At 44.6% G+C, this 24,036-nt stretch carries 26 protein-coding genes and 1 pseudogene; 5 read left to right on the top strand and 22 right to left on the bottom strand.

Annotated elements, in window-relative coordinates:
• Positions 1-23: 23 nt before the first annotated feature.
• The 4 genes from ytpR to MMY81_RS22135 form a co-directional block, all read right to left on the bottom strand.
• Positions 24-656, bottom strand: a complete 633-nt coding sequence (gene ytpR, locus MMY81_RS22150; RefSeq protein ID WP_252314572.1) for a YtpR family tRNA-binding protein — start codon at positions 654-656, stop codon at positions 24-26.
• Positions 657-725: 69 nt separating this feature from the next.
• On the bottom strand, positions 726-1,526 hold the full coding sequence (locus MMY81_RS22145; RefSeq protein WP_252314571.1) for a DUF1444 family protein: 801 nt from the start codon (positions 1,524-1,526) through the stop codon (positions 726-728).
• A gap of 85 nt (positions 1,527-1,611) precedes the next feature.
• Positions 1,612-1,938 (bottom strand): thioredoxin family protein, encoded by a 327-nt coding sequence (locus MMY81_RS22140; RefSeq protein WP_252314570.1) that lies wholly within the window; start codon positions 1,936-1,938, stop codon positions 1,612-1,614.
• 17 nt (positions 1,939-1,955) lie between these two features.
• Positions 1,956-2,966 (bottom strand): PTS sugar transporter subunit IIC, encoded by a 1,011-nt coding sequence (locus MMY81_RS22135; protein WP_252314569.1) that lies wholly within the window; start codon positions 2,964-2,966, stop codon positions 1,956-1,958.
• Positions 2,967-3,096: 130 nt separating this feature from the next.
• Here MMY81_RS22135 and MMY81_RS22130 point away from each other — a divergent pair, with 130 nt between their 5' ends.
• Positions 3,097-3,537 carry a YtoQ family protein gene (locus MMY81_RS22130; RefSeq protein WP_252314568.1) on the top strand — a complete coding sequence of 147 codons (441 nt, stop codon included), beginning with the start codon at positions 3,097-3,099 and terminating at the stop codon, positions 3,535-3,537.
• A gap of 42 nt (positions 3,538-3,579) precedes the next feature.
• On the opposite strand, the gene MMY81_RS22125 is transcribed toward MMY81_RS22130, so the two are convergent.
• Both MMY81_RS22125 and MMY81_RS22120 read right to left on the bottom strand, forming a co-directional pair.
• Positions 3,580-4,086: a DUF84 family protein gene (locus MMY81_RS22125; protein WP_252314567.1), complete on the bottom strand. Its 507-nt coding sequence runs from the start codon at positions 4,084-4,086 to the stop codon at positions 3,580-3,582.
• Position 4,087: 1 nt separating this feature from the next.
• Positions 4,088-5,161 (bottom strand): M42 family metallopeptidase, encoded by a 1,074-nt coding sequence (locus tag MMY81_RS22120; protein WP_252314566.1) that lies wholly within the window; start codon positions 5,159-5,161, stop codon positions 4,088-4,090.
• Positions 5,162-5,310: 149 nt separating this feature from the next.
• Between MMY81_RS22120 and MMY81_RS22115 the strand changes: the two genes are divergently transcribed.
• On the top strand, positions 5,311-5,616 hold the full coding sequence (locus MMY81_RS22115; RefSeq protein WP_252314565.1) for a PepSY domain-containing protein: 306 nt from the start codon (positions 5,311-5,313) through the stop codon (positions 5,614-5,616).
• A 75-nt stretch (positions 5,617-5,691) separates the two neighbouring features.
• On the opposite strand, the gene MMY81_RS22110 is transcribed toward MMY81_RS22115, so the two are convergent.
• The 9 genes from MMY81_RS22110 to MMY81_RS22070 form a co-directional block, all read right to left on the bottom strand.
• Positions 5,692-7,608: a PTS fructose transporter subunit IIABC gene (locus MMY81_RS22110; protein WP_252314564.1), complete on the bottom strand. Its 1,917-nt coding sequence runs from the start codon at positions 7,606-7,608 to the stop codon at positions 5,692-5,694.
• 29 nt (positions 7,609-7,637) lie between these two features.
• On the bottom strand, positions 7,638-8,552 hold the full coding sequence (gene pfkB, locus MMY81_RS22105; protein WP_252314563.1) for a 1-phosphofructokinase: 915 nt from the start codon (positions 8,550-8,552) through the stop codon (positions 7,638-7,640).
• Positions 8,549-9,304 (bottom strand): DeoR/GlpR family DNA-binding transcription regulator, encoded by a 756-nt coding sequence (locus MMY81_RS22100; protein ID WP_252314562.1) that lies wholly within the window; start codon positions 9,302-9,304, stop codon positions 8,549-8,551. The genes pfkB and MMY81_RS22100 overlap by 4 nt, the downstream gene beginning before the upstream one ends.
• A 228-nt stretch (positions 9,305-9,532) precedes the next feature.
• The gene (locus MMY81_RS22095; RefSeq protein ID WP_252314561.1) at positions 9,533-10,378 is read right to left on the bottom strand and encodes a YtnP family quorum-quenching lactonase; all 846 of its coding nucleotides are present in this window, start codon (positions 10,376-10,378) and stop codon (positions 9,533-9,535) included.
• A gap of 79 nt (positions 10,379-10,457) precedes the next feature.
• A complete protein-coding gene (gene trmB, locus MMY81_RS22090) occupies positions 10,458-11,099 on the bottom strand; it encodes a tRNA (guanosine(46)-N7)-methyltransferase TrmB (RefSeq protein WP_252314560.1) in 642 nt (213 codons plus the stop codon).
• 18 nt (positions 11,100-11,117) lie between these two features.
• Positions 11,118-12,059 carry a carbohydrate kinase family protein gene (locus MMY81_RS22085; protein WP_252314559.1) on the bottom strand — a complete coding sequence of 314 codons (942 nt, stop codon included), beginning with the start codon at positions 12,057-12,059 and terminating at the stop codon, positions 11,118-11,120.
• Positions 12,060-12,127: 68 nt separating this feature from the next.
• Complete coding sequence (locus MMY81_RS22080) at positions 12,128-12,976, bottom strand: phosphotransferase family protein (RefSeq protein WP_252314558.1); 849 nt, start codon at positions 12,974-12,976, stop codon at positions 12,128-12,130.
• 41 nt (positions 12,977-13,017) lie between these two features.
• The gene (locus tag MMY81_RS22075) at positions 13,018-14,277 is read right to left on the bottom strand and encodes an alpha-amylase family protein (protein ID WP_252314557.1); all 1,260 of its coding nucleotides are present in this window, start codon (positions 14,275-14,277) and stop codon (positions 13,018-13,020) included.
• Positions 14,234-15,169 carry a hypothetical protein gene (locus MMY81_RS22070; RefSeq protein WP_252314556.1) on the bottom strand — a complete coding sequence of 312 codons (936 nt, stop codon included), beginning with the start codon at positions 15,167-15,169 and terminating at the stop codon, positions 14,234-14,236. Before MMY81_RS22070 ends, MMY81_RS22075 begins: the two co-directional genes overlap by 44 nt.
• A 105-nt stretch (positions 15,170-15,274) precedes the next feature.
• On the opposite strand from MMY81_RS22070, the pseudogene purU reads away from it, so the two are divergent.
• Positions 15,275-16,140, top strand: a pseudogene (gene purU, locus MMY81_RS22065) (formyltetrahydrofolate deformylase).
• 24 nt (positions 16,141-16,164) lie between these two features.
• Here the strand turns inward: purU and MMY81_RS22060 are convergent.
• The 3 genes from MMY81_RS22060 to MMY81_RS22050 are packed head-to-tail and all read right to left on the bottom strand — an operon-like array spanning position 16,165 to position 18,207.
• Positions 16,165-17,109, bottom strand: a complete 945-nt coding sequence (locus MMY81_RS22060; protein WP_252314555.1) for a hypothetical protein — start codon at positions 17,107-17,109, stop codon at positions 16,165-16,167.
• 50 nt (positions 17,110-17,159) lie between these two features.
• Positions 17,160-17,849 (bottom strand): LrgB family protein, encoded by a 690-nt coding sequence (locus MMY81_RS22055; RefSeq protein WP_252314554.1) that lies wholly within the window; start codon positions 17,847-17,849, stop codon positions 17,160-17,162.
• The gene (locus MMY81_RS22050) at positions 17,842-18,207 is read right to left on the bottom strand and encodes a CidA/LrgA family protein (RefSeq protein ID WP_252314553.1); all 366 of its coding nucleotides are present in this window, start codon (positions 18,205-18,207) and stop codon (positions 17,842-17,844) included. Before MMY81_RS22050 ends, MMY81_RS22055 begins: the two co-directional genes overlap by 8 nt.
• Positions 18,208-18,282: 75 nt before the next feature.
• Between MMY81_RS22050 and cysK the strand changes: the two genes are divergently transcribed.
• On the top strand, positions 18,283-19,215 hold the full coding sequence (cysK, locus tag MMY81_RS22045) for a cysteine synthase A (RefSeq protein ID WP_252314552.1): 933 nt from the start codon (positions 18,283-18,285) through the stop codon (positions 19,213-19,215).
• 239 nt (positions 19,216-19,454) lie between these two features.
• Positions 19,455-19,673, top strand: coding sequence for a DeoR family transcriptional regulator (locus tag MMY81_RS22040; protein WP_252314551.1), 219 nt, complete (start codon positions 19,455-19,457; stop codon positions 19,671-19,673).
• A 78-nt stretch (positions 19,674-19,751) separates the two neighbouring features.
• On the opposite strand, the gene MMY81_RS22035 is transcribed toward MMY81_RS22040, so the two are convergent.
• The 4 genes from MMY81_RS22035 to MMY81_RS22020 form a co-directional block, all read right to left on the bottom strand.
• Entirely contained in the window at positions 19,752-20,459 is a 708-nt protein-coding gene (locus tag MMY81_RS22035) for a pseudouridine synthase (RefSeq protein WP_252314550.1), read from the bottom strand.
• On the bottom strand, positions 20,456-21,112 hold the full coding sequence (locus MMY81_RS22030) for a hypothetical protein (RefSeq protein ID WP_252314549.1): 657 nt from the start codon (positions 21,110-21,112) through the stop codon (positions 20,456-20,458). Before MMY81_RS22030 ends, MMY81_RS22035 begins: the two co-directional genes overlap by 4 nt.
• Before the next feature lie 57 nt (positions 21,113-21,169).
• Positions 21,170-22,306, bottom strand: a complete 1,137-nt coding sequence (gene ftsW / locus MMY81_RS22025) for a putative lipid II flippase FtsW (protein ID WP_252314548.1) — start codon at positions 22,304-22,306, stop codon at positions 21,170-21,172.
• 71 nt (positions 22,307-22,377) lie between these two features.
• The gene (locus tag MMY81_RS22020) at positions 22,378-23,997 is read right to left on the bottom strand and encodes a putative polysaccharide biosynthesis protein (protein WP_252314547.1); all 1,620 of its coding nucleotides are present in this window, start codon (positions 23,995-23,997) and stop codon (positions 22,378-22,380) included.
• Positions 23,998-24,036 lie beyond the last annotated feature (39 nt).

Raw genomic sequence — 24,036 nt, 5'->3', positions numbered from 1 at the left:
AGCCCCGCTAGTGGATTTATTCATTATTTTTCACTTTTTTTTGCATGATATTGGGATAAAAAGTCTTCTCCGGTCACATACTCCTCATCCAGAATATAAATTCCTTCTTTTTGGAGATGGGACGGCAGAACAAGTTCTTTAGCAGAACAGATCATTCCATTGGACGCAACGCCGCGGAGTTTTGATTTTTTTATTTTCATTCCAGTCGGCATATAGGCGCCGGGAAGAGCAACAGGTACCTTCTGTCCTTCTTCAATATTAGAAGCCCCGCAGACAATCTGCGTTGTACCATTTCCTATATTCACCTGACATACATTCAGCTTATCTGCATCCGGATGCTTTTCAATTTCCTCAAGGTATCCCACCACAAAGGAAGGCGCCTCCGGTAAGGCTGCCGTTTCATTAATATCATTTTCATCGAGCGCTTTTTGAATTAAAGCTATAAGTTCAGCATCTACAGCGAGCATTCCTTCTCCATGAATAGCGCCATACGATGAAGCGGAAAAGATCGTATACCCGGTCGTTTCCTTTGTTTGTTCATGATACAGCCTTGCTACATTACCATGTACTTCTGTTTTTCTTTTTTCTTTCGCAATTTCTTTTAAAGAGACGAGTAGTGTGTCTCCTATACCCTGCTTGTTATAAAAAACGTTCATGATTATAAGCTCTCCTTTTTCTGCACATTCGTTCCATATTGTATCACAGCTCTGCTGAAAGGTAAGCCTTTAATTGCGGTCAGGCTTCTTTTTGGCCAGAATAAAGACAGGCTCGAGCTTTCCGGCGGCATAGGTAAATGAGAGTGCCGTTATCGGCACCTTGCCGTCGTGAAAAAAGCGGAAAACAATCTGACCCAGCACGTCAAAACCTTGTTCATTTTGAATATCAGCAAAAATCAGACTGTCCTGATGCGGCACAGCTACTGCAAGTTCACCTGACGTTTTTACGTCCATTTCTTCAAGAAATTTTTCGTTCAGCACCCGGCTTGCATCGTATCCATCTTTTGCATTCACAAAATAAAATGTGTTTCCTGCTACGGTTTCCGTCTTGTAGGACACATCAAGAGAACGCAGGTTAAACAGCGCTGCTTCTTTAATGGACTGTTCTGACAACCCTTCTGCCGCTAACGCTTCTTTATCAAGAAGTGTATAGGCTTCTCCCATATCCAGCGCGTAATACACTCTCGTTTCTGCAGTATGCTCCGATGTCAGCAGCTCCTGCCCGGTCCCTTTTTCCATTGGAAAGGAAGTGGAGCGGATAACTGGATAAATGTAAGATTCGCGGCCTTTGATTTTAATATCTTTTTCCATTGCTTCTAAAGAAACAGTAATGAATCGCACCGCATCTTCTACTGATTCCTCCGCTTTTTCTCCATGCTTGGCGAGCCATTTATTCAGATCCAGCTCCACCCCTTTTTTAATCGTCGTGTGATCTACACGCAGGGTCGTTGTTTCTTCATCATAAGACATGACACGGTTTTTGCCGGCCAGCTCTTTTTCAAGTATTGATTTCAATTCATTAATTTCCATACTAACGGCCTCCTTGACCTTATTACATACAAACGGCGCTTCACAGAACCTGCTGTTGAGAGCGCCGTTTATCCTATTCTTTATTTTACGCTTTTTCTTTTAAAGATTCATCCAGAAACTGCTTGATCTCTTCAGGCGTTTTCCGGTCTCTGCTTACAAACCGGTGTAATTCTTTACCTTTTGAAAATGTTAAAAAACTTGGAATCCCCATAACTCCCTGTTCCTGGCAGATCTCAATAAGTTCATCGCGATCTGCATGATAGAAAGTAAACGAAGAATATTCCTTTTCAATAGCCGGAAGCTCCGGCTCAATAACACGGCAGTCCGGACACCATCCGGCTGAGAACATAATAACGGCGGCTTCATCCTGAATCGCACTGTTCCATTCGTCTCTCGTTTGTATATTTTTCATTTTTTGCGGCACTCCTTTTATCCTTGATCTATTTTCATATCCCCTAGTTTAATCCAATTTCGTTTTCGCATCCACTCAGAAAGGCTGAGACTTATTACCGCCGGTCCTGCAATCTGCAGTAGAAAAATGAGACCGACAACTCCCCACGTCCAGCCCATGCTCTCCAGCGTCATAATAGGTCCTACCAGGCCGCTTGTCCCCATCCCCGCTCCGGCAGCGTTATTTTCCATTAAAAATACCATTGTTGATAGAGGAGCAAATACTGCTCCGGCTACTGTAGGCGGAATGAGTATTAATGGGTTTTTAATAATATTTGGTACCTGCAGCATAGAGGTTCCAATTCCAAGAGCCGCCAGGCCGCTTACACCATTTTCCCTGTAGCTGCTTACAGCAAACCCTGCCATCTGTGCGGCACATCCAACAGTGGCAGCTCCAGCTGCTACTCCTTCCAAACCTAGCATAATAGCTATCGCCGCACTTGAAATAGGAGCCGTAAGCGCAAGTCCCATTAATACAGCCACTAATATTCCCATTATAAACGGCTGCTGGGCTGTTGCCCACATAATCAACTCACCGAAAGAGACAAGCGCACTCTGCAGAGCCGGCCCGATAAACGAAGCGACCGTAAATCCGGACGCAATGGTTACGAACGGCGTTACAATAATATCAAGCTTGGTTTCTTTCGAAACAAGTTTTCCGATTTCTATAGACAGCAGCGCAGCTATGAAGGCTCCGGCAGGACCGCCGAGCTCAGCGCCTGCGGCTCCTGTTACTACGGCCGAAAACAAAACGAGCGGCGGTGCTTTTAAGCCGTAAGCAATTGCGGCTCCAATAGCCGGCCCCATCAGCCCCATGGCAAGAGTACCCATGTCTACAAAAAACGGCCAATTTAACTGTTCACCAACAGTTTGAATAATTAAACCGATAATAAGGGAGGAAAATAATCCTAAAGCCATGTAGCTCAGTGCCGTAACCCCGTATGTCTTTACAGATATATTTACACCCTTACGCAAAAAAAAGGACTTCATCTAAGAGCCTCCTGTCATTTACTTTTCTTCAGCTTCTCCATTATAATAATCCGTCAGCCGGATTACAAGCAGGTTTTATATAATTGGATAAAGGCTATGAATAGAAAGAGACAGAAGGAGGAATGTTTTCATGAAACTAAACGTATATCTGGCAGGACAGATTCACAGTAACTGGAGAGAATCTTTTCGCCAAAAAGCAGAAGAAAAAAACCTGCCGCTTACTTTTTACGGCCCAATGGAAAATCATCACCGCTCTGATAATATTGGAGAAGAAATTCTGGGAGAGCAGGCAGATTCAATAGCAAAAGACGAGGCAGCTTCCAGCTTTAACAACCTGCGGACCCAGCTGTTGATGCAAAAAGCCGATGTAGTGGTTGCTCTGTTTGGCGAGCAGTACAAGCAGTGGAATACCGCCATGGATGCAAGTGCGGCTTTGACAATGCAGAAACCGCTGATTATTATACGTCCGAAAGAACTGCACCACCCTGTTAAAGAATTAGCCAATAAAGCCAATGCAGTTGTGGAAACACCGGAACAGGCGCTGCAGGCACTGGCTTACGTTTTCGATTAAACGACGAAAAAACGCTCCCTTTATAAAGAGGAGCGTTTTTTACTATTGGTGATACTGTCTTTGGCCCTCGAGCAGCTGCACGATATGGGAAAACATAGACGTTCTTGAAATCAGCCCATTCGTAAACACGCCTACAGCTCCTTCTTTATGGCTCACACCACTGCGTTCGGTATAGCTATCCATAACATCTTTAAGCTCTCTGCCCTCTAGAAGAGAAGCATAAAAAGAATCGGGCAGAGCCAGCCTGGCACCAGATGCTGTAACGATTCGGCTCCCCTCAGCTAGAGCGCCCCAGCTGCATAAATACAACGTGCCCTCAATGACCATTATTCCACCCTCCAGGCCGATTCCGATGCTGTCTTTCCCGGAACATGCTTCAGCCCGTTCAATCGCTCCCTGCCTCGTTTCCTGGTCGCTCATCGGCTGTTCACTGATCGTTACCTCTACGTCTCTTCCTATTACGTTAAAAGAATCCGGATATACTGAACGAACGGCTTGGATCTTTGTTTCATTTAACGAACCGACGGTAATCAATGAAGCCGGTACCATGTTATGACTGGTTCCTGATCGTATCAAGTGTGGACTGATCGGTATTTTGGACCAGTTTTACGATCAGCTCCTTTGCTGCTGCGTAATCGTCTATATGCATGATTGATGCTGCGGTATGAATATAACGCGAGCAGACGCCGATGACGGCAGAGGGAACTCCTTCGTTTGATGTATGCACTCGTCCAGCGTCCGTTCCACCCTGTGACATGAAAAATTGATAAGGAATATTATTCGATTCTGCAGTATCCAATACAAAATCGCGCATGCCGCGGTGGGTGATCATCGTCCGATCAAACAATCGAAGCAGGGCTCCTTTTCCAAGGTGTCCGAATGCGTCTTTACCTCCAGTGGCATCGTTGGCCGGACTCGCATCCAGCGCATAAAACACATCCGGCTTGATCATCTGTGATGCAGTGGCCGCTCCACGAAGTCCTACTTCTTCCTGGACCGTAGCGCCGGAATATAACCGGTTAGGCAGCTCGGTATGCTGCAGTTCTTTTAGTAAATCAATGGATAAACCCACTCCGTAGCGGTTATCCCACGCTTTTGCCATAATTTTCTTCGGATTGGCCATAGGTGTAAATGGGCAGATCGGAAGGATCGGCTGACCGGGGCGGATACCAATCTGCTCCGCATCTTCTTTATCATCTGCTCCAATATCTATGTACATGCTTTTTAAAGGCATTGGCTTGGACCGCTGGGATTCCTCGAGAAGGTGAGGCGGCGTCGAACCTATTACTCCGGTAACCGGACCGTTCTCAGTAAGAACCTGCACGCGCTGCGCCAGAAGCACCTGGCTCCACCAGCCGCCCAGCGTTTGAAAACGTATCATTCCTTTTTCGTTTACGGACTTTACCATAAAACCTACTTCATCCATATGCCCGGCCACCATCACCTTAGGCCCATCTGAATTTCCTGTTTTTACGCCGAAAACACTGCCCAGATTATCCTGGATAACTTCTTCGCTGTATTTGGAAAGCTCTGTCTTCATAAAGTCTCTGATCTGGTGTTCGAATCCCGGAGCACCGGGCAGTTCTGTCAGTGTTTTAAACATATCCATTGTTTCCTGATTCATGTTGGACCCCTTTCGTGACTCTAACGATTTGGTTTTATTTTACCGAAGGTTTAACTTTTTATCTACCTTGGGAATATATAGACATTGGAAAAAATCATTCCATACGCTATAATAAGTGGAAACGAGAAGAGGAAAGGCAGGTTTGAATAATGAAAACAAGCGATATTCTAGTAGGGGTTGGCGTTGGAATTGTAGCCGGCTATGCTTTAAGTGAATGCACTGCAAAGGACCAAATCTCGCCCGAAAAAGCTTTAAAAAAGGTGAAGGAAAATGTGAAAGATCATATTTCCATTAACGGTTCCTGGATTCACATGACGCCGGAGAACTACAAGAAAGATCAGCTGGAGTACCGTGTTTACCGCGGCGGCCTTTCCAGCACTAAAGAAGGCAGAACCAACCAGATGGACTTTATTGTAGATGCCAAAACAGGCACTATTCTTGAACTTTCTTCATAAATAAACAATGATCCTCCCTTCGCAGGGGAGGATTTTCTATGCAAAAAAAGAGCTTCCGATAGGAAGCTCTTTTTCTTATGCACGTATTGGTTTTTTAAGAATCGCAAGCAAAATCATCGTTACAACGGAACCGATTAAGATCGACAAGGCATACAGCCATGGACCGCCACCCTGTACAGCATTCAGGAAGAATACGATAAATCCGCCGTGGGGAGCAAGCAGTTCTGAATTAAAGAACATTGCCAGCCCGCCGGCTGTAGCCGAACCAACCACAGCTGCTGGAATAACCCGTGCCGGGTCTGCTGCTGCGAAGGGAATGGCCCCTTCTGTAATAAAGAATCCGCCCATCAAATAGTTGGAGAAACCTGCATCTCTCTGTTCTTTTGTAAAACGGTTTTTAAAGAAGGTCGTAGCAAGCGCGATTCCGATTGGCGGAACCATGCCTCCAGCCATAACGGCTGCATGAGGAGCGAAATTGCCTGCTGTAATCATGGCAATACCAAATGTAAAGGCTGCTTTGTTAATCGGGCCGCCCATATCGACTGCCATCATTCCACCGAGAAGAATACCGAGAAGAATAATATTTCCTGTACCCAGTCCACCGAGCCAATCCTGAAGAAATAGGTTCAAAGTAGCTACTGGAGGGATAATGATAAAGTACATAATCAAGCCGGTAATCATAATGTTTAGAACAGGATAGAACAAAATCGTTTTAATACCATCAAAGATTCTCGGAAGGCCGGCAAGCGCCTTCTTGATACCAAGGGCCATGTAACCTGCAAGGAAACCAGCAATCAGTCCACCGAGAAATCCAGCTGTAACCGGATCTTCCCCGACTCCCTGGGTTGCCATTAAACCAGCGATCATACCCGGGGCAAAGCCTGGACGATCAGCAATGCTCATTGCAATAAATCCAGCAAGTACAGCAATAAAGAGTCCGAAGGCAAACTGGCCGCCGATGGCGTTCAGTGCTACAGCAAAGGTATTCTCCGGCTCAATACCCCATAAGAAGGAGATAGCGATTAAAATACCACCACCGACAACAAACGGAAGCATATTCGAAACACCGTTCATTAAGTGACGGTAAATCGTATTAATCACGCCGCGTTTTTCACCGGTGTTTTCTGATTTTACATCAGATCCCGAAGATCTATGGATAGAAGCGTCTTTTTGTTTGGCACGGTTAAGCAGCTGCTCCGGCTTACGGATACCGTCTGCTACCGGTACAGAAATAACGGGCTTTCCATCAAAGCGGTCCATTTCTACTTTTGTATCAGCCGCTACAATAATCGCATCCGCGTTAGCAATATCTTCATCCGTCAGGCGGTTTTTTACACCGTCCGATCCATTTGTTTCTACTTTCAGACGCATGTCCATCTCTTTGGCTTTTGCTTTTAGAGAGTCAGCTGCCATATACGTATGGGCAATACCGGTAGGGCATGCTGTTACTGCCAGGTAAGTCGGCACCGTAGTATCCGCTGCATCTCCTGCAGAGGACGCCTGGGCCGTCTGTTCTGCTTCATCTTCTCCAAGCTTTTCTTTTTCTTTCTGGTCTACCGCTTCCAGAATTTCTTCTTCACTGGACGCCTGAAGCAGCGTCTCGCGGAAGCCCTCATCCATTAATAACGTGGAAAGCCTGGAAAGTGTCTGCAAATGACTTTCATTCGCGCCTTCACTTGCAGCGATCATAAATACCAAGTGAGCCGGCTGGCCATCAAGAGATTCATAGTCGGTACCGCCTTTTGAACGTCCGAAAGCAATAGAAGGCGTCTGCACAGCGCTTGTTTTCGCATGAGGAATCGCAATGCCCTCCCCAATTCCTGTAGTACTCTCGCTTTCTCTGGTTAAAATAGCTTCACGGTAACGTTCTTTGTCGCTCAGACGGCCGGCGTCGTCAAGTTTTTGCACTAACTCATCGATGACTCCGCTTTTTTCTGTGGACCGCAGATCAAGAATAATCGTATCTTTCTTTAATAGTTCTGTAATTTTCATAACCTTTCACCCCTCCAAGTTACTTAATGTTATACCGTGGTACACTCCATCTGTTTTAACAGTTCTTCTACCTGCTCTTTCGTACAAAACGTCTCTGAAAATGCAGTGGCACTTCCTGTCGCGACCGCAAAGGAGATAATATCTTCCGGCGTCCCCTTTTTCTGGTGCTCATAAATGAACCCCGCTACAAGTGAGTCTCCGGCTCCTACTGAATTAAGCGGCTTTCTAGGCGGCACCTTTGCGATAAGACGGCCTCCGTCATGCAAATACAAAGCTCCTTCTCCTGCCATAGAGATCACTACATGGCTCACACCGAAGTCTTCCCGAAGCTTATTACCGTAGTGAACAGCCTCCTCCATCGTTTCCACTTCCGCGTCATACAGCTCCGCCAGTTCATGATGGTTGGGCTTTACAAAATCAGGTCCTGCTTTTAATGCTTCCTTCAAGGCTTCTCCACTCGTATCCAGGTAGCAGGTAATCTCTCTCTCTTTTAACAAGGTGATCATTTCTTTATAGATTGTTTTTGGAAGGCTGGCCGGGACGCTGCCTGCCAGAACCACACTATCGTCGGATGTTAATCCGGAAAGCTGTTCTTCCAGCTCTTTTCTATTTCGGTCTGAAATATCAGGAGAAGCTCCGTTTATTTCAGATTCCGTGTCCCCGCTGATTTTTATATTAATGCGGGTATCCCCTTCTACTTGAATAAAGGAGGATGTAATATCTTCTGCAGCCAGAGCCTTCTCGACATATCCACCGGTGAAGCCGCCGACAAAACCCAGTGCTCTGCTCGGCGCGCCCATTCTCTGAAGCACCCTCGATACGTTAATTCCTTTACCACCGGGGTACTTCCATTCCCGGCTTGTCCGGTTGACGCTTCCCTCTTTAAAATGAGGTACTTCAATAACATAATCGACTGCGGGGTTAAGCGTAACTGTATAAATCATATGTCCACTACCTTTACTCTAGTTTCCTGCTGAATTTTTCTGAGCTGATCTTTATTTGCATAGCTGCTGGTGACAATCTGGGCTTCTGAAAGCTTCCCTACGTTTGCAAAAGAAACGTCGTAGATTTTTGAATGATCTGCAATAACCACTGACCTTGTAGAATAAGAAATTGCCGCGTTTTTGACAAGAGCTTCATCAGGATCCGGAGTGGAATACCCGTAATATGGATGAATGCCATTAATGCCTACAAATGCTGTATCAAATCGGAATTCCTTCAGGGAGGAAGCTGCTTTTTCGCCTGCCAGCGCTGCTGTTCCGGGTTTAGCGAGGCCTCCGGTCACATACGTTCGAATATTATACTGTAAAAGAAGCGGAACGTGAGTGATGCCATTGGTAACAACGGTCACCTGTTTGTTTTCCAGAAAAGGAATAAGTGCAAGCGTCGTTGTTCCGGCATCAAGAAATATACTTTCCTTTTCTTTTACCAGCGAAGCAGCCCATTCAGCAATTTTATATTTTTCCGGCTGATTCGCGGCTTCTTTTTCTGCGATCGTCGGTTCGTATATTTTTTGTCGGGATAAAGAAGCACCGCCATGCACGCGTTTAATGAAGTTCTCTGATTCAAGATCATTTAAATCTCTTCTTATCGTTGACTCCGAAGCACCTGTTTTATCAACCAGGTCCTGAATAGACACGACTTCTTTGAGCTTTAATTCTTGAATGATCGCTTCTTTTCTCTGAGCGTGCAGCATTTCTTTCTCTCCTTCACATACAGCTCTCATAAAGTAAGCGTTTACTTTTTGATCCTCTGCATGAATTAATGAACTCTTAAAAAGATAATAGCATCACTTTCAATCAAAATCAATCAAAAATAATCAAATATACATAATTATTTTTAAATATCATTCATTTTCATTCAAAAACAGCCAGTATTTAATCAAAAAAAGAACAGTCGAATGACTGTTCCGGAGTAGAGGCTTTTATTTAATCTCTTTTTCTATCATCTGTTTAGGCTGTCCGCTGCTGTCATATTGGATGGCCCGGTACTTGTAGTCATGATAAAAAGTAAACCACGCTTCATTGTTATAGCCTATATCCATATACTTCTGCTTTACAGCAATGGAATCCATTGGATAATCATCATAGGCCATGACCCATAATACATTTTGATGGGCATGGGTGCCCATGTTATCAGCCATATGAATCAGCATATCGTCTTTCTGCTCGATTGTCAGCAGGCTGATACCTGCACTGTGTCCGCCTGTCCACTCGAGTTTTAATCCCGGCAGCAGTTCAAGCTCTGTATCAAAAAGCTTCACCTGATGTTCAATAGGCTTCCAGTTATGTTCCCAATAAGTACTTCTTGAACGAATATTTGGATTTGTGAGTTCCTCCCACTCTGGTCGTGAAATATGAACTTCTGCTTTTTCAAAAGCGGGTACTTCTTTATCATTTTCCCACTTCACCAGTCCCGCACAGTGATCAAAGTGCATATGTGTCATTAATACGTCATCAATGTCTTCCGGCTTCAGCCCAAGAGACTTTAAATCTTCTTCTACGAAGGATTCTTCTGTAATACCAAGGTTTTTCATTTGTTTTTCATTAAATCTTCCATTACCAAGCCCAGCTTCCAGCAGAATGTTTTTTCCGTGTCCCTGAATAAGTATCGGATCGGACCTTAATTCAATCTGGTTTTTTTCGTTAACCGGATATTTTTTAGACCACAGGGCTTTCGGTACGACCCCAAACATTGCTCCTCCGTCCAGATGCGTGACGCCGCCGCGGAGCCAGGTTAATGTATAATCTCCAATATGAAGTGTTTCCATATGGCTGTCCCCTTTCTTTATATGTAATCGTTAACATTAATTAGTATATCATTAAAGAGAGGCCTAAGCCTCTCCCAATCTATTGAAAACGGGCACGCACCATATAAATCGGCTGTCCTTTTTCAGAAAATTTAGCTTCATATTCTGTCATTATGTTGCCTTCCGCCTCTTCACTATGATGCAGATCCAGCCTCACGGTTTCAAGCTTCATTCCAAACTGGCTCATGCTTTCCAGCGAGTACTCAAAAAGCCCTTGATTATCGGTTTTAAATTGAATGATACCATCCGATTTCAGCACCTTCTTATAAAGTTCTAAAAATAAAGAATAGGTGAGCCTTCGCTTTTCATGCCTCTTTTTCGGCCACGGATCCGTAAAGTTAATGTACAGCTGGTCCACTTCGTTTTCAGCAAACATGTCCTCTAAAAAAAACACATCCCCATTAATAAAACATAGGTTATCCGGTTCTTCCTCAACTGCACGCTGTACACCAGTTACAAGCACACTGTCGTACACTTCCACGCCAACATAAGAAATATCCGGATTGGCCAGGCTCATGTCATTTAAAAATTTTCCCTTGCCGGTCCCAACTTCCACATGAAGCGGCCGCTCATTTCCAAACTCTTCTTTCCACCGGCCTGCGGGCGCATCTTCAGCTAGTTTTACATACTTTTTATTTTCGTTTATATAATCTGAAGCCCACGGCTTATATCGTAATCTCATAGCATACTCCTTGTTTTTTTATTTACGGCTGTTGACGTCTTCTTTTGTTGGAAGAGCCGCCATCGCTCCCTTAACCGAAGCGGCCAGGCCGCCGGATACACTTGCCGCATGGGCAATATCCAGCCATTCTTCTTTTGATAATTCTGCAAGAGGACGGCCCTGTTCAATGATGGCACTCAGCAGTCCGGATACATAGGCATCCCCTGCTCCTGTTGTATCTACCGCATCTACTTTTTCAACAGGAATATCCCATCTTTCTCCTCCTGTTACAAGTGTGCTGCCCAGCTCCCCTTTTGTAATAATAAGAACCGGGATGTTATACATCTCCATCTGTCGAAGAGCCTGCTCCTCTTCCGGCTCTCCGCTGATCAGCTCCAGCTCTTCTTCTGACACTTTAACGATATCTGCCTGAGGGAGCATATCTTTAATCCGCTTCACGGCTTCTTCTATTGACGGCCATAGGGCTGGTCGGATGTTGGGATCAAACGAAAGCAGCATCTGCTTTTCTTTCGCTGTATTGACTGCTTTATACGTGGCAAGGCGGGTGCTTTCCCCTATTAATGAAATAGAGCCGTAATGCAGAACAGACGCCTGTTCAAACAGCTCTTCGCTAATGTCTGCTTCTTCAAGCAGCTGATCGGCAGCGGGGTTAATATAAAAATCAAACGATCTTTCACCGCTGCTGCTGTTGGTAACGAAAACGACGCCCGTTTTTGTTTTTTCGGTAAAAGAAATCATATCTGTTTTGACGCCGAAATGCTGCAGCGTATCAAATAAAAATCTTCCCATTACATCGTTTCCAAGCTTCCCGGCAAAATAGGAATCGATCCCCATTTTTGCAAGACCTACAGCCACGTTGGCCGGAGCGCCCCCCGGGCTTCTTATAAATTGAGAATTGCTGCTGTCTGCAGGAATAAAGTCAATTAGTGCTTCACCTAAACAAATAACGCCTTTTTTCATTAAAGCTCCCCCTTATGTATGATTCTGGAAAATATGCCTCTCTGAAAATCAGAGAGGCATAGATATTATTATTGTTCCCGCTTTTTTTCTGCGGTTGTTTTAAAAGAAGCAGTCTGTAAATACGTAACCCACTGCGAGGCAGTCAGCAGATCATTTTTCCGCTGATGCTCTATTGCCTGCTCAAGAGCATGCGACACAACATACCAGTTCATTTTTGTTTTCAGGGTTTCTGTCAACGATAAACCGTAATGATCAAGCCAGGCGGTCCATTCTTTCTCGGGAATATACTCATGAAGCAGCAGACCGACATCATAGGCCGGGTCTCTTACTGAAGCGCTGTCCCAGTCTATAAGATAAAGGTCTCCCCGCCCATTGACGATCCAGTTATTATGGTTCATATCTCCGTGACATACGACCATTTTAGCCGGGGTTATATGGGGAAGTTCTTCTTTCATATAAGACAGGGCCTCTGCCATCGCCGGGTGCTTTTCCACAAGATTCTTGTAACTGTTTTCCAGTTCTCTGACGATAAGTTCCGGCGTTCTCGGCTTATTGCCAATCCGCTGAAACATATCAAGCAGTTCTGCCGATGAATGAATTTTGGAGAGAAGTTCCGCCACCTGCGGTTCGCCCATATCTTTTGCCCGCAGCTCTCTACTGTTAACCCACTTCTGTGCTGTAATGACATCTCCATTCTCCAGACGCTTTGTCCACAGAAGCTTCGGAACAATGCCTTCCGCAGAAAGAACAGCCAGAAAAGGGGAGGAATTTCTTTTTAGAAAAATTTTCCGTTCGCCCAGCCAGGCAATATAGGCTTCTCCGCTTGATCCTCCTGCCGGCTTTACGTTCCATCCGTCTCCTAATTGAAATTCCAATATATTCACTCTCGTTTTGTTTGTGTCATCTGAGTTTTTCATAATGGAATCCTTTATTATTTATTCGCCTGTAGAGGCTTATTTTATACGTGCACAGCAAGAACTACCGTACTTAATGGCGGTATCGTTATCCTATTAGAGCGAATCGTTCTTAATGGTATCAAAGAAGCTATATCTCCGTCAACGATCATATGAAACGTTTTCTCTTCTTCAAGCGGCAGGGTCTGTTCAAACGGGGAAGCATTGAAAAACAGCCGCAGCTCTTCTTCTGCATTCTCCCATTTCACTGCCGTACAGCCATTTTCAGTGGACAATATCTCAAAGGCATCACGGATGTCTTCTTTATGATTAAGCCGCAGAACCTCGTACTTTTTTCGTATCTCAAGCAGGTTTTTAATAAAGCTCACGGCGTCTCCATTGCGTTCTTTCTGCTCCCAGTCCAGCTGGTTAATCCAAATAGGGGATTTATAGCTGTTTTCCACTTCAAACTTGGTCCGGTAAAACTCCTGGCCCGCATGAAGAAAAGGAACGCCCTGCGATAGGATAACGAGAGCAGAGGCCAGTTTATGCATACGTTTAATATCTTCCTCTGCCAGATCGGGCCTGGACTTAGTAAGCTGATCCCAAAGGGTATAGTTGTCATGGCACTCCACATAATTAATCGACTGCATAGGAAACTGAAACAATGGGCCTTGATCCATTTCTTCCAATACCGAACCGCTTAAATAAAAGGGAAGACCTGCCGCATTCTCCCCAGATCCATTTACAAATCCGGGTGTTTCCATGTCCATGTGGCTTCCTTTGGAAAAATCCCTCAGGCCATCATTGAAAAAACCAACATCCGAAAGCTCTCCGGCGTGATGAAGAGTGGCTCTCTGCTCCGGCGGAAGACTTGTATCAAGATCCCAGCCTTCTCCATAAAATAAGCTGTCTTTTTTGCGTGCAGATACAAGTTCCTTCGCCTGGCGTACCGTTTCCATGTCGTGGATGCCCATAAGATCAAAACGAAATCCATCAACGTGATAAAAATCCATCCAATGCTTCAAACTGTCTAATATATATTTGCGCATCATTCCACGTTCAGATGCCGTATCGTTTCCAACGCCTGTGCCGTTGGAAAGCTCTCCCGTTTCCGTATATCTGAAATAATAGCCGGGAACGAGAAGCGAAAGCGGTGACGTTTTTTCATCATAAAAATGGTTATATACAACATCCAGCACCAGCCGAAGCCCATGAGCATGGAGATGGTTAATAAACTTCCAGCATTCTTCAACCTTGGCCGTCGGATCAAGAGGATCGTCAGCGTAACTCCCTTCCGGCACGAAAATGGTGAATCGGATCATATCCCCAGTTATAGGCCGGCGGATATTCTGCTTCGTCTATACTGCCGAAATCCTGCAGCGGCAGAATCTGCACATGGGTAATTCCTAAATCTTTAATATAAGTCAGACCGGGAGAGACTGCCTCTCTATTTTTGCCCATGTTTGTCCAGGCTCCGTACTTTCCTTTTTGATACATTCCGCTGTTATAATGAGCGCTGAAGTCTCTCATATGCACTTCGTAAATAACGGCATCAACAGGACTGGAAAAGGCAGGAAGAGAAACAGGTTTTCCTAGTCCCAGCTTTTCAGAATCCACCACGACAGAGGCACGGCCGTTCACTGTTGAGGATATGGCGTATGGATCTGCAGTTCGTTTATACTCTCCATTAATAAGCACTTCGTACTGATAAGCGGCTTCGTGAAGAGAGCGGATAGTAGAAAAACGATACACCCCTTTTTCCGTTCGCTTCATCGGAAGCCTTTCAAGTACGATATCCGTATTGTCCAGACTTACTAACAGAACGTACGCCTCTTCTGCTACCGGTGTCCAGACAGCAAAAGTGGTTCTGTTTTTTTCACAAAAAGCCCCCAGGTCTTCGCCATCGTAATAGTATTTCTCTTCAAAAGCCTGTGATCTTGGGCTCTCTCCTGTTTCCACCATAATATTCAGCTCTTCATCTTCTTCTGATCGAACTCTATATACCGTTCCGGCTTCAAGCTCATCCACTAAATAGAAAATAGCTCGTTCTTCCACACTTTCCACCTTTTCTATTTCGAGCTTAAGGTTTTGAAACTCCTGTGTGATGTAAAGCGCTTCGCTGTTGATTCCTGAGGCAGGAATAATCGTAATGGTCTGCATGTCGTTCATGAAGGCTCTAATCGTTTGACTCTCTGTCGCAGCAGATGCATTCATCTTCTTTTGCTCCTTATATGATAATCTTTTTTTTCTATAGAAAGAGTGATATAGTATTATCCGTTCCATTATAAAAATGCAGTTCCAGCAAACAGGAGGATATTTATGAGTAAATCATCTCAGCATAGAGCACGGCTTCTTATTTCGTGCACCGATCAGCCCGGTATTGTAGCCGCTGTATCCGATTTTTTCTTTTCACAGGGAGCTAATATCGTTCAGTCAGACCAATATACGACCGATCCGGAAAACGGTATGTTTTTTATGCGGATTGAACTTGATACAAATCAGAAAGCATCTGTCCAGGAGCTTCGGGAAGCTTTTTCCACAGTCGCGGCTCCGTTTCAGATGGACTGGCGTCTTGAAGATGCACAAATAAAAAGAGAATAGCCATATTCGTATCAAAAGAAGATCATTGTCTTCTCGAACTGTTATGGCGCTGGCGTTCCGGTGAACTGGATGTGGAAATCCCCCTTATCATCAGCAATCATGAAACGATGAAAGATGTCGCGGAGAGCTATGGTATTTCTTTTTATCATATACCTGTTGATAAAAAGAATAAACAGTCTGCGGAGTCTGAAGCTCTAAAATTAATTGAGTCCCACCGGATCGATGTCGTTGTTCTTGCACGCTATATGCAGATTCTCAGCGAGTCTTTTGTAGAATCGCTGGAAAATAAAATCATTAATATTCATCATTCTTTCCTTCCGGCGTTCATTGGCGCCAATCCCTATCAGAAAGCGTTTGACCGCGGCGTTAAATTAATTGGTGCCACTGCCCACTATGTAACGAATGACTTGGACGAAGGCCCTATTATTGAGCAGGATGTTCTCCGCGTAAACCACCGCTATTCTGTAAAAGAATTAAGAGTAGCAGGCAGAAATGCAGAGAAACTGGCTCTCGCCCGTGCGGTAAAATGGCACACGGAAGACAAAGTGCTCGTAAACCAGAATAAAACCATTGTATTCCCATAAATATGATAAATCGGCCGTCCTCTTTTATTGATTAGAGGGCGGCCGAATTTTCATACGCGACTGCGTGGACGTGTGTTTAAAAAGAGCTTCTGCAGCCTGGATCTGAGCGAGTTTCACAGGAGCCGGGTTTCTTTTTTTTGCTTCCAGCCAGGCGGGAAGCGTCTGCTTATCTATTAATTCAGACGATCCGGCGTATCCTTTCCGGTCAATAATAGATCCGGGAGCAATGATTTCTTTTCGAATCGGCAGTTCAATCCCATCGGCTTCCATAATCGTCGCCGCCATACTGCTCATCCGCTGCATCGGGATAGCCGGATTAAGGGTTTTTGTAATCTTTCCTTCTGCGTATTCGTTCCAAAATCTCCCTGTGGATGTATCGAATACGCTGTTCATTTTCCCTTCCAGTAAAAACATACAGATGATCTCTGTTGGGGTTATCACAATAATATCCAATTCTACCGGCGCATTTTTTACATAGAAAACGGGACGGAATAACACAAAGAAATTATCCGGCCATTCCCTTAAGAAATATTTCAGATGCTGGTTATAACGCAGCACCGGTGCGATCGTGGACTCTTCCAGAAGAGAAGAGCTTGCCCAGCGCAGCTGGGATTGAAACAATTCTTCGTAAAATGCTTCTATAAGCTGTTCTTTTGTTTTCCCGCGGTAAAAAGCAAGTTTATCCTGAGCTGGCGGTGTATTTACCAATAAAGCAGGTTGTTCAGCCGCCCGGCGGCGTTTCTTTAAAATTGTCCGCCTGAAAAATCCAGTTTTAGATTCGGGCCATTCCTCTTCAACCGCTTCCGGTTCCTCCAATGTTTCATTAATAGAAGAAGTATTGGCTTCAAGCCAGGCCGCCTTCATTTTTTTCCAGCGTTCCTGTTTGAATCTGGAGAACTGGCTGGAATAATGGTACATATCAAGCTCATACCGCGAGGCATAATCAGATAGTTTTAAAAGCTGGGCCATAATCGCTCTCCTCTCTTATATATAGTATACACAATCTTCCCTCTGACTATTCAAAAAACCAAAAAAGCAAGTAAAGGCGCAATAATAGAAACGATAATTGCGCTGACAGTCATGGCAACAGAGCTGGCCGCCCCCTCCTCTTCGCTGTTTTCAAGAGCTTTAGCAGTTCCGATAGCATGCGCACCGCTTCCCATTGACATGCCTTTGGCAAATGGATGGGTGATATGAAACCATTTGGTAACGTACGGTGCCATCATGACGCCTCCGATCCCGGCTATCATTACAAAGACCGCAGCCAGGGCTGGTATGCCCTCCAGAGATTCTGCTACACTCATTGCAATGGGGGCCGTAACAGATTTAGGCAGAACAGAAGCAAGCAGCTCCTGCTCCCTCGTGACTAATATAGAGAGACCCCATCCTGAGGCCGTTCCTGCAGCAGCTCCTACCGCGGAACTGCAGAGGATAGGAATCAAATAGCGCTTCAATACTTCTCTTTGACTGTAAAGCGGATAAGCCAGAGCGACAACGGCAGGTCCAAGAAAATATTCAATCCACCGTCCTCCCTCCATATAAACCGTGTATGTCACATTTCCCGTTTCCAGCACGACAATAATGAGTATAGTTCCTATAAGAACAGGAAGCGTAAAAGGGGATGGAAAGCGTTTATACAGCTGTTTTGCTGCTAAATACATCCCTATCGTCAATACGATCATTATGACAGCAGTTACTACGTCATTCATGTTTTTGCTTCCTCCCCATCAGCTGCTGTGCGGTGACACCTGTAAGAGCCATTACGATAAACGTGCTCGCAAGCGTTATGATTATGAGCCATAGACCCGATCCTGTAAACAAAGAATAATACTGCATGATACCGACAGTAACCGGGAGAAAAATAAGCGGCATATTCCGAAGGACCAATGCGGTTCCTTCCCGTATCCAGCGTGGGTCTAGGAGACGTGCCGAAAATGCCAAAAATAACAGAATCATACCAAGTATGCTTCCTGGTACGGGCAGCTGAAGCCACTGCTGAAGCAGAGAGCCCGCACCAAAAAATAGAAATAGAACAGCAACATGCAGAATAACGCGAAATAAAGCCATTTAGTGGGACACCTCTTTACGATATGGTAAAATTCTGTTGAAGTCTTGATAAAATGTGTAGAAAGCAGGGATTGCATGCTTGTTGTAAACAATGTATCAGAATTGGTAGGAAACACGCCACTCGTTAAATTAAACAGACTGCCCGATCCAGGGGGCGCTGCAGTGTACTTAAAGCTGGAATATCAGAATCCAAGCGGCAGCGTAAAAGACCGGGCGGCTTTAAATATGATTAAAACGGCAGAAGAACAGGGTCTCATCCATAAGGATACCGTAATCATTGAACCTACATCCGGCAATACCGGAATCGGACTTGCTATGACCGCCTCAGCCCGAGGCTATCAATCTATTTTAGTAATGCCGGATACCATGTCACTCGAACGTATTAACCTGCTCAAGGCTTATGGAGCAAAGGTGGAGCTCACACCAGGAGACAAAAAAATGCCGGGCGCTATTGAACGCGCCCATGAGCTTGTAAGCGAAATTCCTAATGCCTATATGCCTATGCAGTTTGAAAACGAAGCCAACCCGGACGCCCACCGCCGGACGACCGCATTGGAAATCCGGGCGGCTGTGGAAGAAATAGGCAGGCCGCTGGCTTCGTTTGTTGCCGCTTCCGGTACCGGCGGAACCATTACTGGCACCGGCGAAAAATTAAAGGAATTCTATCCGGAACTTGATGTGCTGGTTGTGGAGCCCTTTGGATCACCCGTTCTTTCAGGTGGAAAACCAGGTCCACACAAGCTGGTCGGTACTAGTCCAGGGTTTATTCCCCCGATACTCAATCAGGAGGTTTACAGCCGGATCGATACAGTTACCGATGAAGATGCTTATCATATCACAAGAAGACTGGCCAAAGAAGAAGGGATTCTTGTTGGTCCTTCATCAGGCGCAGCCTGCTATACCGCTTTGGAAAAAGCAAAGACGCTTTCTTCTGATGAAATGGTTATTGCCATTGCATGTGATACCGGAGAACGATATTTAAGCACTGATTTGTTTGAATTTGAATAAATGATATGTAAAAAGACTCCATATATTAAGATTATATGGAGTTTTTTTTAGAAAATTGGAAATGCTTCGGAATTATTGTACAATAAAAGAGTAAAGGGTGCTATTTTTTGTAAAATGTACTACCAATTCTCTATTGCCTACACTCTAATTATACCAGCAGACCCATAACCCATCGATCTATTACGTAAAGCAGCTCCCTGTACACAGCGCTTTATAAATCATGGATAAGGAGTGGTTTTTTGAGAACTTCAACCGACCGTATGATCACACGAGTAAAGTCCATCTATATTTATATTAAGCAGAAAGGGACAGTGACAACGACAGAATTGGTTGATGAGTTCGGAATCACACAGCGGACGATTCAGAGAGATTTAAATGTTTTGGAGTACAATGATCTTGTTCACAGTCCTTCCAGAGGAAAGTGGGCAACTACCCGAAAGCGCGTTAAAGCATCCTGACACACCGAAAGCTGATTTATCCTAAACTGATTGTAAAGCACACAACCCTCCTGCGCGCAGCCGGAGGGTTGCTGTCTGTTATGAATTCTGCAGTTCCTCGATTTCTTCATCCCGTAAATCTCTGTATTCCCCGGTTTCAAGTTTAGGATCGAGCACAATGCCGCCGATTTGAATTCTTTTTAAAAACAGCACTTCCTTACCTACAGCATGGCACATTCTCTTCACTTGATGAAACTTCCCTTCCGAAATGGTAATATGCACCAGCATTTTTTCGCTGTCTATCTGCTCCAGACGGGCAGGCTTCGTCTCATATCCATCGTCGAGAACAATACCTTCTGCAAATCGTTTTTTATCTTCCTCTGTAACTGTTTGATCCAGCACCGCTTCATATACTTTCGACACATGCTTTTTAGGGGACGTAATGCCATGGGCAAACTTTCCATCATTCGTCAAAATCAGAAGGCCTTCCGTATCTTTATCCAGCCGCCCTACTGGAAAAGGCTGCCGCACTATATCTTCCAGTTCCAATATATTAACGACTGTCTCATGCATATCATCTTCTGTAGCCGAGATCACACCCGGCGGCTTATTCATCATTAAATAGATAAATTCCCGGTATTCTACGGTCTCCCCTTTTACTGTAATGACTTCTTTGTCCGGGTTCACCTGCGCAGAAAAGCTTTTTATCTTTATGCCGTCTGCCTCAACAGCCCCCTGTTTTACTAACTTCTTTACTTCTTTTCTCGTACCATAGCCTGTGTGGGCCAGGAGTTTATCAATCCTCATACTCCTCCTCCTTCTGCTTCCAGATTTTCTTTACAAAACCTCCGTGCTCTCCGCGGATGTGCGCATGGATCACTCCCGCCGGAATCTGCTTCATAACGGCAGTTCTTATCGGTTCCGGGATGTTTTTTCTCTTTAAGCTTTTTCTCCAGCTGCAAAATAAGTTCCACTGTTTCCTCTACCGCTGTCTGATTGGCTTCCAGCACGTCTGCTTCTTCTCCGTGTACTACGTGAAAAGCGTCCTGAAGCCATTTTTCAATGTATTTCTTTTCTTTTAAGAAGGCCGGTGGAATGACAAACGTTCCTCCGCTTTTTTCCAGATCAGATTGAAGCGCATGCCCTGCAAATTTTGAAGAGACAATGTTGTAATCAGGATACTGATCCGCTATTTCTTCGGTCTGGATCGATGTGGACGTAATATAAATTGCCGCCTGCTTCGGAAATTCGTGAATATGAGCTTCCAGAAAAGATAAAGTCGCTTCCTCCGGCAGGGCTATTATGGCATTCATATATTCTGAAAATGATTCTGTTGGCACATAGTAAGCATTTGTATCTTCTTCCACATGCTGTTTCGTCCTGTTGTATACCGGAAGTGGTTTATCCGGGTGAACATTTACTATCATTTTTGCGAGTTTTCCAAATCCTATAATTAACATAACGGATTCTCCTTTATTTAAACAAATGGTAAAAGGAAAAACGCTACCTGAATGAACCTAGATAGCGTTTGTTTCCTCTACGGACTTTTTCCGGTCCAGTGATGTGTATTTTGATATATTAGCTAAGATGCCCAGTAGAACCATCGTTACGAGCAGCGAGGATCCGCCATAACTCATTAACGGAAAAGTAAGACCGGTAATCGGCATTAACCCTGTGGCAGCTCCGGCATTAATAATAGCCTGGCTGAGAAGCTGAAAAACAATGCCAAATGCCAGCAGCGTGCCGAACTGGTTCCGATTGCGGATACCAATCAACGAACCTCTCCACGCTATCGTCCCAAGACACAAAAGAATAAAACCAATACCGAAAATGCCCAGTTCCTCTGCTACGACTGCAAGGATAAAGTCTGTATGAGGCTCCGGCAGAAAATGCATTTTCTGCACGCTCTGCCCCAGTCCCGTTCCAAACAGGCCTCCGTGCGCAAAAGCGATATACGATTGAATAAGCTGATAGCCGCTTCCGCTGGCTGCTTCTGCTACTTCAAAAGGATCACGGAACGCTGTCAAACGCTGAACCCGGTAAGGTTCAATTGCAGCAAGAATACCAATAACCACCACCGCGACTGCCCCAAGTCCCGCAATGTGCTTTAATTTCGCTCCCGACAGATAAACGATAACCCCCGTCGTCATTATCATCGAAGCGGCCGTTCCTATATCAGGCTGAAGGGCAATAAGAGCAAAAACGATGACAATCATCACAAGCGGCGGCATCACGCCGGTAACTAAACGATTAATATATGTTTGTTTTTTTGAATATACATAAGCAAGGTAAATAATCACAGCTATTTTAACAAATTCAGCAGGCTGAATGGTAAACGGCCCTACATTAAACCAGCTTGTCGCCCCGTTGACTTCATTGCCTATAAGCAGTACGAGAACAAGTGACAGAATGGATGCCAGCATCATAAAAGGAATAAATAGCTGAAACCGTCTGTAGGGAAAGTGCATAAAGAAAATAAAGAACACGGTGCCCAGAATAAAAAAGATAAGCTGTCTTTGAAAAAAGTGCGCAGGGTTGTCATATAAATCAATAGCAAGTGGAAAGCTGGCGCTGTAGATCATAATCATCCCGAAAATAGCCAGTGCAAACGTTGCACCAATCATCCACCAATCGTAATTTTTATATTTTTGCACGTTGATTATTCACCTCGAAGGCCCTTCTTTTTTTAGAGTATAGCATGGAAATCACGTACGTTTACGCTCTGCTATTTTTTTTTTAAAATGGAAAATCTGTCGCCAAGTATATGGCCGGCTAAACCAATTTTTACCGTAAGGACAAAGTAAAGAAGAATGCCTGTGATCATAGCAAATACTTCCACTAAGAGGGCGTTTGTCCAGGAAACAAGTGGAAACAGCTGCTCTGCGCCTTCCTTTACGATGATTACCCCAAGGCTCATGACAAGCGTTACGGCAACAATTAAAATGGTCCGTTTGATTAACGGAAGAAAGTTAAAGTCAGCATATTTAGCGATAATCACTAAGTTAAATATAATCGCTGCGGTAAAGCCGACAAATGTACTGATAATAGCTCCCATCGAACCAAGAGCGAGTAACAGCGGATAAGTTAAAATCAGCTTTATTACAATTCCCACTATAAGGGAAAGCACCGCAAAGCGCTGCTGGTTAATGCCCTGGAGCATTGCCGCGCTCACAGAGAAAAGCGAAAATAGAATAGCCACTGGTGCATAGTAACGAAGAATATAGCCGCCAACCTCAATATCATCTAAACCAAACAAAAGCGCAAATGTAGGATAAGACAATATCATCAGGCCGGCTGAAGCTGGTACTGCCAAAAAGATAATAACTTGAAAAGCCTGGGTGATCTGGTTTTGCAGCACCTCATCATTCTGGCTTGTAAAAGATTTGGTGATAGCTGGAATTAACGTAATACTCATTGCTGTTGCAATAGCTACTGGAATAAGAATTAAACGATGCGCCGAACCAGAGAATACGCCGTACATCGTTTCTGCCTGTCCGAGCGTGTAGCCGGAAGCAGTAAGGGCGTTGTTAAACGTAAACAAGTCCACCAGCTGAAAAAGCGGAATCGCCAGTCCTACAAAAGAAAAAGGCAGAGCGTACATAATAAGCTCTTTATACATCTTTGTTAATGGGAGATTGTGATCTACCGTACTTTCCTCTACCTGCTGCCGGATAAAATATTTTCTTTTTTTCCAATAAAACAGCAGAACTGCTAAACCTCCGAGGCCTCCCACAAAGGCGCCGAATGTGGCAAACCCTACTGCGGTACCAAGGTCTCCATCCATTATGTAAAGAACAGAATAAGCCATGCTTAGGATAAATACAATACGAACAAGCTGTTCCAGTACCTGAGAGACAGCTGTCGGTCCCATTGACTGATTTCCTTGAAAAAATCCACGGACTACTGCCATCACGGGAATAATAAGCAAGGCTACGCTGACCATGCGGATAACGAAAGTAACATCTGTCAGGGAATTTCCGTCTAAATCACTTGGATCACTGATAATCCATCCGGATATAACAGGAGCCATCGAAAATAATGCTAAAAATGCCAGGAAGCCGGTCATACTCATAAATAAAATACCGGTTTTTAACAGACGCTGCCCTGTTTTATAATCTCCCATTGCGTTATATTTGGAAACAAATTTTGAAACAGCCATCGGCACACCGAGCGTTGCCAGGCTGAGAAGAATCACATAGGGCTGATAGCCATACTGATAAAGAGCCAGTCCCTGCTGTCCTACCATTGCGACAAACGGGAATACATACACCATGCCAAGAATCCTTGAGGCGAAAGTTGCCATCGTTAGAATCATCGTACCACGTAATAATTTCGAGTCGGTCATACATTCATCTCCAATTAGTTACTAAATCTCATCCTTGAG

This window comes from Sinobaca sp. H24, from assembly GCF_023845525.1.
This window is presented reverse-complemented; position numbering and strand designations above follow the sequence as displayed.

What these genes read in the sequence shown, in the direction of transcription:
- ytpR (WP_252314572.1), bottom strand. Translation starts at nt 656, where the DNA reads ATGAACGTTTTTTATAACAAGCAGGGTATAGGAGACACACTACTCGTC.
- MMY81_RS22145 (WP_252314571.1), bottom strand. Translation starts at nt 1,526, where the DNA reads ATGGAAATTAATGAATTGAAATCAATACTTGAAAAAGAGCTGGCCGGC.
- MMY81_RS22140 (WP_252314570.1), bottom strand. Translation starts at nt 1,938, where the DNA reads ATGAAAAATATACAAACGAGAGACGAATGGAACAGTGCGATTCAGGAT.
- MMY81_RS22135 (WP_252314569.1), bottom strand. Translation starts at nt 2,966, where the DNA reads ATGAAGTCCTTTTTTTTGCGTAAGGGTGTAAATATATCTGTAAAGACA.
- MMY81_RS22130 (WP_252314568.1), top strand. Translation starts at nt 3,097, where the DNA reads ATGAAACTAAACGTATATCTGGCAGGACAGATTCACAGTAACTGGAGA.
- MMY81_RS22125 (WP_252314567.1), bottom strand. Translation starts at nt 4,086, where the DNA reads ATGGTACCGGCTTCATTGATTACCGTCGGTTCGTTAAATGAAACAAAG.
- MMY81_RS22120 (WP_252314566.1), bottom strand. Translation starts at nt 5,161, where the DNA reads ATGAATCAGGAAACAATGGATATGTTTAAAACACTGACAGAACTGCCC.
- MMY81_RS22115 (WP_252314565.1), top strand. Translation starts at nt 5,311, where the DNA reads ATGAAAACAAGCGATATTCTAGTAGGGGTTGGCGTTGGAATTGTAGCC.
- MMY81_RS22110 (WP_252314564.1), bottom strand. Translation starts at nt 7,608, where the DNA reads ATGAAAATTACAGAACTATTAAAGAAAGATACGATTATTCTTGATCTG.
- pfkB (WP_252314563.1), bottom strand. Translation starts at nt 8,552, where the DNA reads ATGATTTATACAGTTACGCTTAACCCCGCAGTCGATTATGTTATTGAA.
- MMY81_RS22100 (WP_252314562.1), bottom strand. Translation starts at nt 9,304, where the DNA reads ATGCTGCACGCTCAGAGAAAAGAAGCGATCATTCAAGAATTAAAGCTC.
- MMY81_RS22095 (WP_252314561.1), bottom strand. Translation starts at nt 10,378, where the DNA reads ATGGAAACACTTCATATTGGAGATTATACATTAACCTGGCTCCGCGGC.
- trmB (WP_252314560.1), bottom strand. Translation starts at nt 11,099, where the DNA reads ATGAGATTACGATATAAGCCGTGGGCTTCAGATTATATAAACGAAAAT.
- MMY81_RS22085 (WP_252314559.1), bottom strand. Translation starts at nt 12,059, where the DNA reads ATGAAAAAAGGCGTTATTTGTTTAGGTGAAGCACTAATTGACTTTATT.
- MMY81_RS22080 (WP_252314558.1), bottom strand. Translation starts at nt 12,976, where the DNA reads ATGAAAAACTCAGATGACACAAACAAAACGAGAGTGAATATATTGGAA.
- MMY81_RS22075 (WP_252314557.1), bottom strand. Translation starts at nt 14,277, where the DNA reads ATGATCCGATTCACCATTTTCGTGCCGGAAGGGAGTTACGCTGACGAT.
- MMY81_RS22070 (WP_252314556.1), bottom strand. Translation starts at nt 15,169, where the DNA reads ATGAATGCATCTGCTGCGACAGAGAGTCAAACGATTAGAGCCTTCATG.
- MMY81_RS22060 (WP_252314555.1), bottom strand. Translation starts at nt 17,109, where the DNA reads ATGGCCCAGCTTTTAAAACTATCTGATTATGCCTCGCGGTATGAGCTT.
- MMY81_RS22055 (WP_252314554.1), bottom strand. Translation starts at nt 17,849, where the DNA reads ATGAATGACGTAGTAACTGCTGTCATAATGATCGTATTGACGATAGGG.
- MMY81_RS22050 (WP_252314553.1), bottom strand. Translation starts at nt 18,207, where the DNA reads ATGGCTTTATTTCGCGTTATTCTGCATGTTGCTGTTCTATTTCTATTT.
- cysK (WP_252314552.1), top strand. Translation starts at nt 18,283, where the DNA reads ATGCTTGTTGTAAACAATGTATCAGAATTGGTAGGAAACACGCCACTC.
- MMY81_RS22035 (WP_252314550.1), bottom strand. Translation starts at nt 20,459, where the DNA reads ATGAGGATTGATAAACTCCTGGCCCACACAGGCTATGGTACGAGAAAA.
- MMY81_RS22030 (WP_252314549.1), bottom strand. Translation starts at nt 21,112, where the DNA reads ATGTTAATTATAGGATTTGGAAAACTCGCAAAAATGATAGTAAATGTT.
- MMY81_RS22020 (WP_252314547.1), bottom strand. Translation starts at nt 23,997, where the DNA reads ATGACCGACTCGAAATTATTACGTGGTACGATGATTCTAACGATGGCA.